Origin of the sequence: Pseudomonas sp. PDM26, from assembly GCF_019219185.1 — a bacterium.
In the GTDB taxonomy this organism is placed as follows: domain Bacteria; phylum Pseudomonadota; class Gammaproteobacteria; order Pseudomonadales; family Pseudomonadaceae; genus Aquipseudomonas.
Genome location: NZ_JAHUWC010000004.1, coordinates 138,736 through 155,646, shown reverse-complemented (window position 1 = coordinate 155,646; position 16,911 = coordinate 138,736). Strand labels below are relative to the sequence as shown.

At 59.7% G+C, this 16,911-nt stretch carries 12 protein-coding genes; 3 read left to right on the top strand and 9 right to left on the bottom strand.

Translation table 11 applies throughout. The features are described 5' to 3' along the window. Positions 1–152 precede the first annotated feature (152 nt). From KW849_RS10140 to KW849_RS10100, 9 genes are all read right to left on the bottom strand, one after another. Positions 153–1,094: an AEC family transporter gene (locus tag KW849_RS10140; RefSeq protein WP_218429269.1), complete on the bottom strand. Its 942-nt coding sequence runs from the start codon at positions 1,092–1,094 to the stop codon at positions 153–155. 197 nt (positions 1,095–1,291) lie between these two features. Further along, a complete protein-coding gene (gene garD / locus KW849_RS10135; protein ID WP_218429267.1) occupies positions 1,292–2,845 on the bottom strand; it encodes a galactarate dehydratase in 1,554 nt (517 codons plus the stop codon). Between the two features lie 11 nt (positions 2,846–2,856). Further along, positions 2,857–4,227, bottom strand: a complete 1,371-nt coding sequence (locus tag KW849_RS10130) for an MFS transporter (protein ID WP_108218184.1) — start codon at positions 4,225–4,227, stop codon at positions 2,857–2,859. Between the two features lie 150 nt (positions 4,228–4,377). Beyond that, a complete protein-coding gene (locus KW849_RS10125; RefSeq protein WP_218429265.1) occupies positions 4,378–5,820 on the bottom strand; it encodes an aldehyde dehydrogenase family protein in 1,443 nt (480 codons plus the stop codon). Between the two features lie 60 nt (positions 5,821–5,880). After that, positions 5,881–6,792, bottom strand: coding sequence for a 5-dehydro-4-deoxyglucarate dehydratase (kdgD, locus tag KW849_RS10120; protein WP_218429263.1), 912 nt, complete (start codon positions 6,790–6,792; stop codon positions 5,881–5,883). Between the two features lie 403 nt (positions 6,793–7,195). After that, the gene (locus KW849_RS10115; RefSeq protein WP_218429262.1) at positions 7,196–7,945 is read right to left on the bottom strand and encodes a FadR/GntR family transcriptional regulator; all 750 of its coding nucleotides are present in this window, start codon (positions 7,943–7,945) and stop codon (positions 7,196–7,198) included. A gap of 171 nt (positions 7,946–8,116) precedes the next feature. Then, positions 8,117–9,844, bottom strand: a complete 1,728-nt coding sequence (locus KW849_RS10110; RefSeq protein ID WP_218429261.1) for an ABC transporter ATP-binding protein/permease — start codon at positions 9,842–9,844, stop codon at positions 8,117–8,119. A gap of 97 nt (positions 9,845–9,941) precedes the next feature. Further along, the gene (locus tag KW849_RS10105) at positions 9,942–10,502 is read right to left on the bottom strand and encodes a response regulator transcription factor (RefSeq protein ID WP_218429259.1); all 561 of its coding nucleotides are present in this window, start codon (positions 10,500–10,502) and stop codon (positions 9,942–9,944) included. After that, the gene (locus tag KW849_RS10100) at positions 10,495–11,757 is read right to left on the bottom strand and encodes an ATP-binding protein (RefSeq protein ID WP_218429257.1); all 1,263 of its coding nucleotides are present in this window, start codon (positions 11,755–11,757) and stop codon (positions 10,495–10,497) included. Before KW849_RS10100 ends, KW849_RS10105 begins: the two co-directional genes overlap by 8 nt. A 272-nt stretch (positions 11,758–12,029) precedes the next feature. Here KW849_RS10100 and KW849_RS10095 point away from each other — a divergent pair, with 272 nt between their 5' ends. The 3 genes from KW849_RS10095 to KW849_RS10085 all read left to right on the top strand — a co-directional run bounded on the left by KW849_RS10095 (position 12,030) and on the right by KW849_RS10085 (position 16,752). After that, positions 12,030–12,746, top strand: coding sequence for an SIMPL domain-containing protein (locus KW849_RS10095; RefSeq protein ID WP_218429256.1), 717 nt, complete (start codon positions 12,030–12,032; stop codon positions 12,744–12,746). Between the two features lie 475 nt (positions 12,747–13,221). Next, the gene (locus tag KW849_RS10090) at positions 13,222–14,847 is read left to right on the top strand and encodes an ABC transporter substrate-binding protein (RefSeq protein ID WP_218429255.1); all 1,626 of its coding nucleotides are present in this window, start codon (positions 13,222–13,224) and stop codon (positions 14,845–14,847) included. Positions 14,848–15,150: 303 nt separating this feature from the next. After that, the gene (locus tag KW849_RS10085) at positions 15,151–16,752 is read left to right on the top strand and encodes an ABC transporter substrate-binding protein (protein WP_218429253.1); all 1,602 of its coding nucleotides are present in this window, start codon (positions 15,151–15,153) and stop codon (positions 16,750–16,752) included. The last annotated feature ends 159 nt before the right edge of the window (positions 16,753–16,911 follow it).

Here is a 16,911-nt window from a genome sequence, read left to right as displayed (position 1 = left end):
GGCGAGGGGGCTTGCCCCCGTTCGGCTGCGAAGCAGTCGTCAATCACTGATAACGCGGTGACAGGTTTTGGGATCGCTTCGCAATCCAACGGGGCGGTGCGGCGTTCCGACAAGCCCCCTCGCCACAGATTCCTGGCCAGCCTCAAAACACTCTAGATCCACCCACCCCACTGCAAAAAGAAGATCCCGACGTTGGTGGTGACCGCCGCCATCAGCGTGGTGATCACGATAATCGCCGCCGCCAACTCGTGATTGCCGTCCGCCGCCCGGGCCATGACGAAACTGGCAGCAGCGGTCGGGCTGCCGAAGTACAGGAACAGAATCCCCAGTTCCGCACCACGAAAGCCCCACAGCCATGCCCCCAGCGTCGCCAGCACCGGCAGGCCGATCATCTTCAACAGGCTTGAACTCAGCGCCATGTGGCCGCTTTTGCGCAGCGCCGCCAGCGACAGCGTGCCGCCAATGCAGATCAGCGCCAGCGGCAAGGTGGTTTGCGCCAGGTACCGGCCGGAGGTCTCCAGCCAACCGGGCAAGCCGATCTTGAAACAGGCGAAGGGTGCAGCCGCAATCACGCTGATGATCAGCGGATTGCTGAACACGCTTTTGCAGATGCTCCAAGGATCGGACTTGATCACCGGACTGTAGACCGCCAGCACGATGGTCGAGAGGGTGTTGTAAAACAGGATCACCAGCGCCGCGAGAATCGCCCCGAGGGAAATCCCGTAGTCGCCGTACATGCTGGCCGCCAGCGCCAGGCCGATGACCCCGTTGTTACCGCGAAAGGCGCCCTGGGTGTAGATCCCGCGATCTTCCCGCGGGCACTTCCAGATCGCCCAGCCCCAGGCAATGGCAAAACACAAAAGCGTCGCCACGGAGAAATAGATCAGCAGCGCCGGCTGCAATGCCGCGTTCAGGTCCGCATGCAGGATGCCCAGAAACAGCAACGCCGGCATGGTGACGTTGAACACCAGTGCCGACGCCGTGTGGATGAAGTTGTCGTTGATCCAGTCGATGCGTTTGAGCAACGCCCCCAGAAACAGCATGGCAAACACCGGCGCGGTGATGTTCAGGGTTTCGAGGAAAATTGCCAGCATGCCGGGGGTAACCTTGGTGGGCGTCGTTAGGTGGCTAATGATAAGCCACCGAGGACGTCGGCGTCTGGTAGACCGTCATCGCGGGCAAGCAATGAAACAATTGTGGCGAGGGAGCTTGCTCCCGTTGGGTCGCGAAGCGGCCCCAAAAAATGGGACTGCTACGCAGTCCAGCGGGAGCAAGCTCCCTCGCCACAGGATCAGGTGATCGGCGCCGGGTTGAACAGGGTGATGTCGTTATGCAGCTTGTGCTGCTCGGCCCAGGTCTGTTTCTTGCCGCTGGCCACATCCAGGTAGTAATGGAACAGCTCCCAGCCCAGTTCCTCGATCGATGCGCGGCCGGTGGCAATACGCCCGGCGTCGATGTCGATCAGGTCCGGCCAGCGTTGCGCCAGTTCGGTCCGGGTCGAGACCTTGACGACCGGGGCCATGGCCAACCCGTAAGGCGTACCACGACCGGTGGTGAATACATGCAGGTTCATCCCCGCCGCCAGCTGCAAGGTCCCGCAGACAAAGTCGCTGGCCGGGGTCGCGCAGAAGATCAGGCCTTTGCGTTTGAAACGCTCGCCTGGGCCAAGCACGCCATTGATCGCGCTGCTGCCGGACTTGACGATCGAGCCCAAGGACTTCTCGACAATGTTCGACAATCCGCCCTTCTTGTTGCCCGGCGTGGTGTTGGCACTGCGATCCGCCTCGCCCTTTGCCAGGTAGCGGTCGTACCAGTCCATTTCCCGCACCAGTTCCTGGGCGACGGCCTGGTTTTCCGCGCGAGAGGTCAGCAGATAAATGGCATCGCGCACTTCGGTGACTTCGGAAAACATCACCGTCGCACCGGCCCGCAGCAGCAGGTCCGAGGCATAACCGAGCGCCGGGTTGGCGGTGATGCCGGAGAACGCATCACTGCCGCCGCATTGCATGCCAAGGATCAGCTCGGACGCCGGCACGGTTTCCCGACGGCGCTGATCGAGTTTCTTCAAACGCGTCTCGGCCAGCGCCATGATCTGCTCGATCATCTCGCTGAAGCCGTGGCTGGAATCCTGCAAGCGGTACAACCAAGGCTCGCTGAGATCCACCGAGCTGTCGTTGTCGTGCATCACCTGCCCGGCCTGCAATTTCTCGCAGCCCAGGCTGATCACCAGGGCTTCGCCGCCCAGGTTCGGGTTGCGCGCCAGATTGCGCACGGTGCGGATCGGGATGTAGGCGTCGGTGGCGGTGATCGCCACGCCACAGCCGTAGCTGTGGGTCAGCGCCACCACGTCATCGACGTGCGGGTACTTGGGCAGCAACTCATCCTTGATGCGCTTGACCGCATGATCGAGCACCCCGGTCACGCATTGCACCGTGGTGGTGATGCCGAGAATATTGCGCGTGCCGACAGTGCCGTCGGCGTTGCGATAACCCTCGAAGGTGAAGCCTTCCAGCGGTGCCTGCGCGGCCGGCACATCGGTGGACAGCGGCAGGCTGTCCAGCGGTGGCGCAGTCGGCATGCGCAGTTGATCTTCCTTGACCCAACTGCCGCGGGGAATCGGCTGCAAGGCGTAGCCAATGACCTGGCCGTAACGAATCACCTGGCCACCTTCGGGAATGTCCTCCAGGGTGACCTTGTGGCTCTGCGGCACGAAGTCCACGGTGACCAGGCCGTCCGAAAATTCGGTACCGGCTGGTACGCCCTGATCATTGACCACGATGACCACGTTATCCCGCTCGTGCAGGCGGATGTAGCGCGGCGAGTCGGAATGTTCAATCAACTGCATGACGCCGCTCCTCAGGAATGCGCTTGAGACAATTTGCCAGGGGCTTCAGTACCGTTCGCTGGTGGCTCTTTGAGCACCACACGCTTGATCGGGCCCACGATGACCAGATAGCTGAACACCGCGACCAGTGCGTTGCAACCGACGAACACCAGTGCCCATTTGAACGAACCGGTGGAGCTGATGATGTAGCCGATGACGATCGGGGTGGTGATGGAAGCGAGGTTACCGAAGGTGTTGAACAGGCCACCGCTCAGGCCGGCGATCTGTTTCGGCGAGGTGTCGGACACCACCGCCCAACCCAGTGCACCCACGCCTTTGCCGAAGAACGCCAGGGCCATGAAGCCGACCACCATCCATTCAACATCCACGTAGTTGCAGGCCACGATGCTGCTGGAAACCAGCAGGCCGGCAATGATCGGCGCCTTGCGGGCGAAGGTCAGGGAATGGCCTTTGCGCAGCAGGTAATCGGAAATCACCCCGCCGAGCACACCACCGATGAAACCGCAGATCGCCGGCAAGGACGCGATGAAACCGGCCTTGAGAATGGTCATGCCGCGTTCCTGCACCAGGTACACCGGGAACCAGGTCAGGAAAAAGTAGGTGATGCCGTTGATGCAGTATTGGCCCAGGTATACGCCGAGCATCATGCGGTTGGTCAGCAACTGCCGGATGTAGTCCCACTTCGGACCATCGGTCTTTTTACCTTTGCCCTTGTCCTGGTCCATGTCGACCATGCCGCCGTTGTCGGCGATGTGCTTGAACTCGGCATCATTGATCATCGGGTGCTGACGCGGGCTGTGGATAACCTTCAGCCAGATCCCGGAGAAGATGATGCCGATCACGCCCATGACGATGAACACGTGCTGCCAGCCGAAGCTGTAGACGATCCAGCCCATCAGCGGTGCGAACAGCACGGTGGCGAAGTACTGTGCCGAGTTGAAGATCGCCGAGGCAGTGCCGCGCTCGGCGGTCGGGAACCAGGCGGCCACGATACGTGCGTTGCCAGGGAAGGATGGCGCTTCAGCCAGGCCCACAAGGAAGCGCAGCATGAACAGCGCAACCACTGCCGTGGACATGCCGAACTCGCCGACATAACCCTGCAGCACGGTGAACAGCGACCAGGTGAAGATACTCAACGCGTAGATTTTTTTCGAGCCGAAACGGTCCAGCAGCCAGCCACCGGGGATTTGCCCGGCCACGTAGGCCCAACCGAATGCGGAGAAGATGTAGCCGAGGGTAACGGCATCAATGCCCAGGTCTTTCTGCAGGCTGGAGCCGGCGATTGCGATGGTAGCCCGGTCGGCGTAGTTGATCGTGGTCACCAGAAACAGCATGAGCAGGATCAAATAGCGGACGTGAGTCGGCTTTTGGGTCGATTGCATGTAGATGTACTCCCACTGATTATTTTTATGCGGGGTGAATCTTTGGTTGTTCCCTGTAGGAGCTGTCGAGTGAAACGAGGCTGCGATCTTTTGATTTTTAAAAGCAAAGATCGCAGCCTGCGGCAGCTCCTACAGGGGTATTGCGGTGAATCAACCGATGTAGGCAGTCTTCACAACGGTGTAAAACTCTTGCGCATAGCGACCTTGCTCACGTGATCCATAGGATGAACCTTTACGCCCACCGAACGGAACGTGGTAATCCACACCGGCGGTCGGCAGGTTGACCATCACCATCCCGGCCTGGGAGTGGCGCTTGAAGTGGTTGGCGTACTTCAAGGACGTGGTGGCAATGCCCGCCGACAGCCCGAACTCGGTGTCGTTGGCCATGGCCAGCGCAGCTTCGTAATCGGCGACGCGGACGATGTTGGCCACCGGGCCGAAGATCTCTTCACGGCTGATGCGCATCGAGGCTTCGCTGTCGGCAAACAGGGTTGGCGCGAGGAAGTAACCCTCGGTGTCGCACGTCACCAGACCACCGCCGCTGACCAGACGCGCACCTTCGGACTGGCCGATGTCGATGTACTTCATGTCCTGTTCAAGCTGAGCCTGGGAAACCACCGGACCGATATCGGTACCGGCTTTCAAGGCGTGACCGACCTTGATCGACTTCATGCGCTCGGCCATGGCTTCGACGAACTGGTCGTGGATGCCAGCGGTGACGATAAAGCGGCTGGAAGCGGTGCAACGCTGGCCGGTGGAGTAGAACGCGCTCTGTACTGACAGTTCGACCGCTTGCTTGAGGTCGGCGTCGTCGAGAATGATCTGCGGGTTCTTGCCACCCATTTCCAGCTGAACCTTGGCCTGGCGCGACACGCAGTTGACGGCGATCTGACGACCCACGCCCACGGAACCGGTGAAGCTGATGCCATCGACTTTCGGGCTGTTGACCAGTGCATCGCCCACCACGCGACCGCTGCCCATCACCAGGTTGAACACACCGGCCGGGAAGCCTGCGCGGGAGATGATTTCGGCCAGGGCCCAGGCGCAACCCGGAACCAGGTCCGCCGGCTTGAGCACGACGCAGTTGCCATAGGCCAGGGCAGGAGCGATTTTCCATGCCGGGATGGCAATCGGGAAGTTCCACGGGGTGATCAGACCGACCACGCCCAGGGCTTCGCGAGTGACTTCAACGTTGACGCCCGGACGCACCGACGGCAGGTAGTCGCCGGACAGGCGCAGGCACTCGCCGGCGAAGAACTTGAAGATATTGCCGGCGCGGGTCACTTCACCGACGGCTTCAGGCAGGGTCTTGCCCTCTTCCCGGGCCAGCAGGGTACCGAGCTCTTCGCGACGGGCGAGGATCTCGGTACCGACTTTGTCCAGGGAATCGTGACGCGCCTGAATGCCGGAAGTTGACCAGGCCGGGAACGCGGCACGGGCGGCGTCGATGGCGGCGTGGACCTGCGCCAGATCAGCCTTGGCGTAGTCGCCGATGGCATCGCTCAGTTCGGACGGGTTGATGTTGGTCGAATAGTCGCCGCCGGCAACCCATTCGCCGTTGATGTAGTTATCGAAACGCTTTGCATCTGCCACTTTGAGATCTCCTCACGCAAAAGCCGCTGATTGCTCAGCGGCCTTACTTAAACGGATGTGTTACTGCGCACCCTGCTTGTCGATCAGCGCGGCGAGCATTTCGTACTCTTCGCCGGTCAGATCGGTCAGCGGTGCGCGCACAGGACCTGCGTCGTAGCCGGCAATTTTTGCTCCGGCCTTGACGATGCTCACGGCATAACCGGCCTTGCGGTTACGGATGTCCAGGTACGGCAGGAAGAAGTCGTCGATGATCTTGCCGACGGTGGCGTGATCTTCACGAGCGATCGCGTGGTAGAAGTCCATCGCGGTTTTCGGGATGAAGTTGAACACCGCCGAGGAGTAGACCGGTACGCCCAGGGCCTTGTAGGCGGCGGCGTAGACTTCGGCGGTCGGCAAGCCACCCAGGTAGCTGAAGCGATCACCGAGGCGGCGACGGATCGACACCATCAACTCGATATCACCCAGGCCATCCTTGTAGCCGATCAGGTTCGGGCAGCGCTCGGCCAGACGTTCCAGCAGCGGCGCGGTCAGGCGGCAGACGTTACGGTTGTAGACCACCACACCGATGTTGACCGATTTGCACACGGCTTCAACGTGGGCGGCAACGCCGTCCTGGCTGGCTTCGGTCAGGTAGTGCGGCAGCAGCAACAGACCTTTGGCGCCCAGACGCTCGGCTTCCTGAGCGTATTCGATGGCTTGACGGGTCGAACCGCCCACGCCAGCCAGAATCGGCACGCTGGTGGCGCAGGTGTCGACGGCGGTCTTGATGATTTCCGAATACTCGCTGGCCGCCAGAGAGAAGAACTCACCGGTGCCGCCCGCGGCGAACAGTGCCGTGGCGCCGTATGGGGCCAGCCATTCGAGACGCTTGATGTAACCCGCGCGATGGAAATCGCCCTGAGCATTGAAATCGGTGACCGGGAAAGACAGCAGACCGGCAGAGAGGATGGACTTCAGTTCTTGTGGATTCATTATTCGAACACCCTGGATAGCGACGTTGTGTGAGTAAACCGTTCAGCCCGCGCTGAAGTTGTAGGTCATCGTACAACTTAAAATACAACCGTCAACTGCATTTCATCGTCGGGGGTGAAAATTGTTCGACAAGAAGAACGGCGAGCCCGTGTTTTATTGGCTTTTAGCGCAGGCAAGCAGGATGGAAGCGCCTGAATAAACTAGCGCTTCAGAGATACGTTGTCGGAAGATAGATGTTTGGATCGGGGGTGGCGGTATGGCTTGAGACCCCATCGCGAGCAGGCTCGCTCCTACAATGAATCGCGTGCGAACACTAGATTTGTGAACATCCGCATTCAACTGTAGGAGCGAGCCTGCTCGCGATGACGGCTTATCAGACGATGAGTCGCCTGAGGCAGTAAGTCTAAACCCGCTGCGCCTCAGCCTCTTCATGCGCATGACGCAATCGCTCACGGCTGTTGGTCAGATGCAAACGCATGGCGGCCCGGGCCGCATCGGAATCCTGACGGGCAATGGCGTCGTAGATTTCCTCGTGCTCACGGCTGAGGCGACTCATGTAGTGCTGCTGGTCATCATGGGCCAGGCGCGCGGAGTTCAGCCGTGTGCGCGGAATGATGCTGGTGCCCAGGTGGGTCATGATGTCGGTGAAGTAGCGGTTGCCGGTGGACAGCGCGATTTCGAGGTGGAAGGCGAAGTCCGAAGCCACGGCGTCACTGGCATGAGCGGCGCTTTCGTTCAACGCATCGAGAGCGGCGCGCATGTTGGCCAGTTGTTCCGGAGTGCGGCGTTGCGCCGCCAATCCGGCAGACTCCACTTCGAGGCTGATGCGCAGCTCCAGGATCGCCAGCACGTCGCGCAAGGTCACCACGGTCGCCGGGTCGATACGAAAACCGCTCGGGCTCGGCGTGTCGAGCACGAAGGTGCCGATACCGTGGCGGGTTTCCACTTGCCCTGCCGCCTGCAAACGGGAAATCGCTTCGCGCACCACGGTGCGGCTGACGCCATGGGCATCCATGATGGCCGACTCGGTAGGCAACTTGTCGCCACGCTTGAGATGACCGTCGCGGATCTGCTCGGACAGCACCGTCACCAGTTCCTGAGCGAGGCTGCGGCGCTTGCGTGGGAGGCGTGGTACGTCGTTCAGGTTTTCCATGGTGAACATCTGTCTCGAAAAGTTCGGCTGCTGATAGCGCATCATAGCGCAACGCGGTTGTACGATCACCACCACCCCTGTAGGAGCTGCCGCAGGCTGCGATCTTTTGACTTTGATTTTTCAAGATCAAAAGATCGCAGCCTGCGGCAGCTCCTACTGGATTTGCGGTGTTCAGGCGGTCACGGTCTGGTCCACCAGATGGCCATTCTCGATACGAATGTGCCGTGGGTGGAAGCGCTTCAGGCTGCTGCGATGGCCGACGCTGACAATGCTCAGCCCCGGCAACTCGTCGATCAGCGCCTGATACAGCGTGGCCTCGTCCTCTTCGTCCATCGCCGAGGTCGCTTCGTCCATGTACAGCCATTGCGGTGCATAAAGCAGCGCACGGGCAAACGCCAGGCGCTGCTGCTCACCCGGCGACAACATGCGCTGCCAGTGGTTGGCTTCGTCGAGACGGGCAGTCAGGTGCGGCAAGCGACAGTTTTCCAGGACCTGCACGTAGCGTTCGTTCGGATAGATATCGCCAGCCTGTGGATAACTGAGAACATCACGCAGGGTGCCAATCGGCAAATACGGTTTTTGCGGCAGGAACAGGTAACGCGCCGCTGGCAGGCGAATACTGCCGTGGCCGGCCGGCCACAGATGGCCCATCGCCCGCAGCAGGGTCGACTTGCCGCTGCCGGAACGACCGCTGAGCATCACACGGTCGCCCTCCTCCACGGTCATGTCGGCGTTGGTCAGCAGGTGACGACCTTCAGCCAGGTCGAGGCCGAGGTTGTGCACCTTCAGCACCGAGCCCGAATTCTGTACGTCGATGGCCGGCGCACGCTCTTCGTTGTCACGCATGGCCTGGTGGAAGCTCAGCAGACGATCGCAGGTGGCGCGCCAGGAAGCGAGGCTCTGGTACGCACTGATAAACCAGCTGAAGCTTTCCTGCACATTACCGAATGCCGAGCTGATTTGCATCAGTTCGCCCAGTTCGATCTTGCCGGTGAGGTAACGCGGCGCGGCAACCATGAACGGGAAAATGATGGCGGCCTGACCGTAACCTGCAGTGAAGAACGTCAGGCGCTTGGACACCTTCATGATGTCCCAGTAGTTATGCCAGACCATCCCGAAGCGACTGCTCAAGCGGCGATTTTCGTTCGGTTCGCCGTTGTACAACGCAATACTTTCGGCATTTTCGCGAATTCGCACCATGGAGAAACGCAGGTCGGCTTCGAAGCGTTGTTGCTGGTTGTTCAGGCCGATCAGGCGACGACCGATCAAATGCGTCAGCCAACTGCCCACCACGGCGTAAACCAGGACGCACCAGAACATGTAGCCGGGAATGGTGATGCCGAATACTTCAATGCTGCCCGACACGCCCCACAGAATGATCGAGAACGACACCAGGCTGACGATATTGCGCAGCAACCCGATCCCCAACTCAAGGGTGTTGGAGGTGAAATTGTTGAGGTCTTCGGAAATCCGCTGGTCCGGGTTATCGGTGTAACCGCCCTGCTCCAGCTGGTAGTAGTTTTTATCACCCAACCAGCGGGCGAAATGCTTTTCGGTGAGCCACGCCCGCCAGCGGATCGTCAGCATCTGCGTCAGGTAGAGCCGATACACCGCACCGACGATCGCCACCGCCGCAATCGCGCAGAAGTACAGGATCAGTTGCCAGAACGCCGCTTCGTCCTTCTTTTGCAGGGCGTTGTAGAAATCCTTGTACCAGGTGTTGAACCACACCGAGATCCCCACGCTGATCAGCGACAATGCAATCACCGCGATCAGCAATGTCCAGGCCTTGACCTTCTCTTCACTGCGCCAGTAAGGCGTGATCATCGCCCACACTTTGCGAAAAAACTGCCCGCGCACGGCGTCGTTGACCGCGGAGTACTCAGCGTTCTGATTCATGGATAAGGCTCGATAGAGAAAAGAACACAAACGAACCGATCATAGATGATCGGTTCGATTTGTCGCGAGATATGGCCCGCATTCGTTCAGCGCAGGTTCAGCGGCGAACGGGACGCTTCTGCAGTTTGCGCTGCAGGGTGCGGCGGTGCATGCCCAGGGCACGGGCGGTGGCCGAGATGTTGCCTTCGTGCTCGGTCAGCACGCGCTGGATGTGCTCCCACTGCAGGCGGTCCACGGACATCGGGTTTTCCGGCACCAGGCTGTCGAGGTCAGCGTGTTCGGACAACAGCGCCGCCAGCACGTCATCGGCGTCCGCCGGCTTGCACAGGTAGTTGCAGGCACCGCGCTTGATCGCCTCGACGGCGGTGGCAATGCTCGAATATCCGGTGAGGATCACCACGCGCATTTCCGGGTCCATCTCCAGCAATTTGGGCAGCAGCACCAGGCCGGAATCGCCGTCCATCTTCAGGTCCAGAGCGGCGTAATCCGGCGGGTCGGCCTTGGCCAGCTCCAGGCCTTCTTCGGCGGAACCGGCAGTGCTGACACGAAAACCGCGGCGGGCCATGGCGCGGGCCATAACGCGGGTGAACGTGGCGTCGTCATCGACCAGCAGCAAATGCGGCAGTTCTTCGCCTTCGACTTGGATCTCTTCACTCATGTTCGTCTCCTCGGGCGACACGGGGCAGGCGCAGCTCGGTGAGCGTGCCGCCTTCCTCATGGCTGTAGAGTTTCACTGAGCCGCCGGCGCGTGTCACGCTGGCCTTGCTCAAAAACAGGCCCAGGCCGAAGCCTTTGCCCTTGGTGGTAAAAAACGGTTTGCCGATTTGCTCGGCGATGGCCAGCGGCACACCGGCACCATGATCACGAATGCTGATGGTGAGGTTTTCCCAATCCCAGTCCAGCGTCACTTGCAGCCCTTCGGGGCAGGCATCGGCGGCGTTGTTCAACAGATTCAGCAAAGCCTGGGTCAGGTCTGGCGGCGGCGCCATGCGTGGGACCGGCCCCTGGCCGAGGCGCTGGAAGCGATAACTGGCTTCCGGGCGCATCAGGTGCCAGCGATTGAGGGCTTCATCAAGCCAATCGGTAACGTCCTGCATCTCCACCGCCAACCGGCGATTGGCCTCGGCGGCGCGCACCAGATGCTGCAAGGTCTCTTTACACAACTTGACCTGATCCTGCAGCACGCTCAGGTCATCCTGCAACATCGGGTCATGGTGGTCCTGACGCATTTCCTTGAGTAGCACACTCATGGTCGCCAGCGGCGTACCCAGTTCATGGGCCGCACCGGCGGCCTGGGTGGCGACGGCCAGCAGTTGCTGATCGCGCAGGCCTTCTTCGCGACGAATGGCGCGCAGCTCTTCCTGACGGCGCAGCTCTTCGGCCATGCGCGCGGCGAAGAACGTGATCACCGCAGCCGCAAGGGCAAAGCTCAACCACATCCCGTACACCTGCAGGTTTTCCCGAGCGATCGGGAAGGTTTGCAGCGGGTAGAACTGCGCCAGCAACAGCGTGTACATCGTCAGTGCGATACCCGACAGGATCACCGAATAACGCCATGGCAACGTCACCGCGGCAATGGTCAGCGGCACCAGGTAATAGGAGACGAAGGGGTTGGTCGAGCCACCGGAGAAATACAGCAAGGCGCTGTGGATAAACAGGTCGCAGGCCAGTTGCACGGCGTATTCGAGCTCGGTCACCGGCCACGAGGTACGCAGGCGAATCGCCGTGAACAGGCACAACAGCATCGAACAACCGAGGGTCGCAGCCAGTTGAAACCAGGGCAGCGGCAACAATTCGAGCCAGTAGGCCAGGCCCACGGAGCCGGCCTGTGCGGCGAGCACCAAGGTGCGGATGAACGTCAGCCGCCAGAGGTTCTGGCGAGTGGCGGAAGTGATTTGAACGGGGGCGAGCATGAGCTCTCCTGATGAGCGCTCCAGGCGGATCGCAGGGAGTATAACCAAGCGCGGGGGCTGACAGGCAAAAGTGCGGCAAACGGCCACAGCCCTGAAGCGATAATCGGCGCGCAGAGAACCCTGTGGCGAGGGGGCAAGCCCCCTCGCCACAGAGCCACCTGCGCACCATCTGTATAGAAGTTGTATCTGTGCGAACCGGAACTTAAAAGCTAGAGTCTGATGGTTTCACGCAGGCCCGGACCATACCCCTGCGCACCTTTCAAGGAGCCTTCATGTACAGATTCCGCCGCAGCGCCGCCCTCCTCGCCCTGAGTGTTGGCACCGTCGCCAGCCTCCCGGCCCTGGCCGCCGACGAGCTGCATTACAACCAGATTTCCCTGCGCGCCGAAGTCAGTCAGGAAGTGGCCCGCGACTTGATGATCGTGACCCTCTACACCGAAGAACAGGACAGCGACCCGGCCAAACTCGCCGCCGACGTCAGCACTGCAATGAACAAGGCGCTGGCCCAGGCCAGGAAAGTCAAGGACATCACCCTGCGTCAGGGCAGCCGCAACAGCTACCCGATCTACGATACCAAGGGCCAGAAAATCACCGGCTGGCGCGAGCGTGCCGAATTGCGCCTGGAAAGCTCGGACTTCGCCGCGCTGTCGAAGCTGACCGGCGAACTGCTCACCGACCTGAAAATGGGCGGCATGGACTTCGCCATCGCCACCCCGACCCGCAAAGCCAGCGAAGACGCCTTGCTCAAGGACGCCGTGACCGCCTTCAAGGCCCGCGCCCAACTGGCCACCGACGCCCTCGGCGGCAAGAGCTACAAAATCGTCAACCTGAACCTCAACAGCAACGGTTATCCACAGCCTTACCTGCGCGCGCCGATGATGATGAAAGCCGCCGCCATGGACGCCGCACCGGTGACGCCAGATGTTGAAGCCGGCACCAGCCAGGTCAGCATGACCGCCGATGGATCGATTGAAGTGCTGATGCCTTGAATCGATAGCCTCTGAATAAAAAACGGCGATCACTCACATGATCGCCTTTTTTTATTCAGAAGCTATTTTCAGGCATGAGCTATAACTGAAGAGCCCACTGAGAAAAGCCGACAGTTGCACCGGGTGCAACTGAGATTGATTGGCCACTATCGGTGCAACAATAACCACTCTTATTTACGCCATACCCACCTCACAAAACGGGGTATAAATAAGTAACACCTCGCCCTGATCGGGAGCACCCTGCGTTCAGGACGCACCGTGAAAGTGCGTCGTTTGCACCGTGAAAATGCCGCGCAAACGGTTAAATGCGGCGAGTTTTATACAAATGCGACATTAAGGTACGTTCGTACCACCGTTTCAGGCTTGTAGTCACTCTGGATCTTGCATTGGGTATGGCCCCTGCATAAGTATCCGCAGGCACGACTCACGAGGTCGTCCTCTAATTCCAAAAATGACAACAAATCATGAGGCCACCATGCTTAAACACGCGGTCATTCCGTTTTTAGTTGGCGCAAGCTTGCTAGCCAGCGCACCGTTCGCCCAAGCAGCGACTAACCTGGTGTTCTGCTCCGAAGGGAGCCCGGCCGGTTTCGATCCAGGTCAATACACCACCGGAACCGACTTCGACGCCTCTGCAGAAACCATGTTCAACCGCCTGACGCAGTTCGAGCGCGGCGGCACCGCCGTTATTCCTGGTCTGGCAACCAGTTGGGACGTCTCCGATGACGGCCTGACCTACACCTTCCACTTGCGTGAAGGCGTCAAGTTCCACACCACCCCGTATTTCAAGCCGACTCGTGAATTCAACGCCGACGACGTGCTGTTCACCTTTAATCGCATGATTAACAAGGATGATCCGTTCCGCAAAGCCTACCCGACCGAATTCCCGTACTTCACCGACATGGGGATGGATACCAACATCACCAAGATCGATAAAGTCGACGACAAAACCGTCAAGTTCACTCTCAAAGACGTTGATGCCGCGTTCATCCAGAACATGGCCATGAGCTTCGCCTCGATCCAGTCCGCCGAGTACGCTGCCCAGCTGCTCAAGGAAGGCAAGGCTGCCGACATCAACCAGAAGCCGGTCGGTACCGGCCCCTTCGTATTCAAGAGCTACCAGAAAGACTCCAACATCCGCTACACCGGGAACAAGGACTACTGGAAGCCTGACGACGTGAAGATCGACAACCTGATCTTCGCCATCACCACCGACCCGTCGGTACGTATCCAGAAGCTGAAGAAGAACGAGTGCCAGGTCACCCTGTTCCCTCGTCCGGCCGACCTGAAGGCGCTGCGTGAAGACAAAACCCTGAAGCTGCCTGACCAGGCTGGTTTCAACCTGGGTTACATCGCCTACAACGTGATGCCCAAGGTCAAGGGACAAACCGACGCGAACCCGCTGGCTGACCTGAAGGTACGCCAGGCAATGGACATGGCGGTCAACAAGCAACAGATCATCGACTCCGTGTACCAGGGCGCAGGCCAACTGGCCGTCAACGCCATGCCGCCAACCCAGTGGTCCTACGACACCACCATCAAGGACGCACCTTACAACCCTGAGAAAGCCAAAGCGCTGCTCAAGGAAGCCGGCGTCAAAGAGGGCACCGAAATCGTTCTCTGGGCGATGCCGGTACAGCGTCCTTACAACCCGAACGCCAAACTGATGGCAGAAATGCTGCAATCCGACTGGTCCAAGATCGGCCTCAAGGTCAAGATCCAGAGCTACGAGTGGGGCGAGTACATCAAGCGTTCCAAAGGTGGCGAGAACCAGGCGATGCTGATTGGCTGGAGCGGTGACAATGGTGATCCGGACAACTGGCTGAACGTGCTGTTCGGCTGCGACTCGCTGGAAGGCAACAACTTCTCCAAATGGTGCGACAAGAAGTTTGACGACATCGTCAAGCAAGCCAAGCGCACCTCAGACCAAAGCAAGCGCACCGAGCTCTATAAACAAGCGCAACACGTGCTCAAAGATGCTGTGCCTATGACACCTATCGCTCACTCGACGGTGTTCCAACCCATGCGCGCCAACGTGCAGGACTTCAAGATCAGCCCATTTGGCTTGAACTCCTTCTACGGCGTCAGCGTCAGCAAGTAAGGCATTGCTACGGCGACGTTTCTGACGTCGCCGTAGCTTTATCTACCGAGAAAGCAGGAATTTGCCTACATCCAAATCCGCAGCTGACTACAGCATCGGGGGAGGACGCGTCGCCATTTCCTACGAGCCTTTAGGACTTTACGCATTTACTGCCGGACCCATGGCTCATACCGTCGGGATCCGACCAGTGCATGCGTGGGTCATCGGTTACTGCTGCGTGCATGGCTTGAAGTCAATGATGCCCCTACGTCCGCGGACGGGACGACGGCTCATTGACAACACTTTGAGAGAAAAGGAAGCGTTATGCGCCATACCTTGATTTTATCCGCATTGCTGGGCACCGGCCTGTTGGCCGCCACTTCCATCAGCCAGGCCGCCAACAACAGCCTGGTGTTCTGCTCCGAAGGCAGCCCCGCCGGTTTCGACACGGCGCAGTACACCACTGCGACCGACAACGACGCCGCCGAACCGCTGTACAACCGGTTGGCAGAGTTTGAAAAAGGCGCGACCAACGTCGTACCGGGCCTGGCCACGAGCTGGGATATTTCCGAGGACGGCCTCAAATACACCTTTCACCTGCGCGAAGGGGTGAAGTTTCATACCACCAAGTACTTCACGCCGACCCGCGATTTCAATGCCGATGACGTGCTGTTCACGTTCAATCGCATGCTCGATCCGCAACAACCTTTCCGTAAGGCTTATCCGACAGAGTTTCCGTACTTCAACGGCATGAGCCTGAACAAGAACATCGCCAAGGTCGAAAAGACCGGGCCGCTGACCGTGGTCATGACGCTCAACAGCGTGGACGCCGCGTTCATCCAGAACATCGCCATGAGCTTCGCCGCGATCCTCTCCGCCGAGTACGCCGACAAGCTGCTGGCAGAAGGCAAGCCGAGCGACATCAACCAGAAGCCGATCGGCACCGGGCCGTTCGTGTTCAAGAGCTACCAGAAAGACTCGAACATCCGTTACACCGGCAACAAGCATTACTGGGACCCGAGCCGGGTCAGGCTCGACAACCTGATTTTCGCCATCAACACCGACGCCTCGGTGCGCGTGCAGAAACTCAAGGCCGGCGAGTGCCAGATCACCCTGCACCCGCGCCCTGCCGATGTGACCGCGCTGAAGAACGACCCGGCCCTGCAACTGATCGAGAAGCCTGGTTTCAACCTCGGCTACATCGCCTACAACGTGCGCCACAAGCCGTTCGACCAGCTCGAAGTGCGCCAGGCGCTGGACATGGCGGTGAACAAGCAAGGCATTCTCAATGCCGTCTACCAGGGCGCGGGGCAACTGGCGGTCAACGCCATGCCGCCGACCCAATGGTCCTACGACGAGACCATCAAGGACGCCGCCTACAACCCGGAAAAAGCCAAGGAACTGCTCAAGGCTGCCGGCGTCAAGGAAGGCACTGAAATCACCCTCTGGGCCATGCCGGTCCAGCGTCCGTACAACCCCAACGCCAAGTTGATGGCCGAGATGCTCCAGGCTGACTGGGCGAAGATCGGCCTCAAGGTGAAGATCGTCAGCTATGAGTGGGGCGAGTACATCAAGCGCACCAAGAATGGCGAACACGACATCAGCCTGATCGGCTGGACCGGTGACAACGGTGATCCGGACAACTGGCTGGGCACGCTCTACAGCTGCGACGCCATTGGCGGCAACAACTACTCGATGTGGTGTGATCCGGCCTACGACAAGCTGATCAAGCAGGCCAAGGTCGTCACCGACCGCGACCAGCGCACCGTGCTCTACAAACAGGCGCAGCAGTTGCTCAAGCAGCAAGTGCCGATCACGCCAGTCGCCCACTCAACGGTCAACCAGCCGCTGAGCGCCAAAATCGAAGGGTTCAAGGTGAGCCCGTTCGGCCGCAATGTTTTCTCGGGTGTCAGCATAGAAAAATAACCGATTAGCCAGAAATGCCAGGGGGCGGATTTTCCGCCCTCACGCAGACGCTTTGCCGTCTTTCGCCAATTTTGCCAACAGCAAACGTTTGCGAAGCCGTGAATGAGTTCAAAACCAATAGCCGGATCACAAAAAAAGACCGGCATAAAAAAAGAAAGT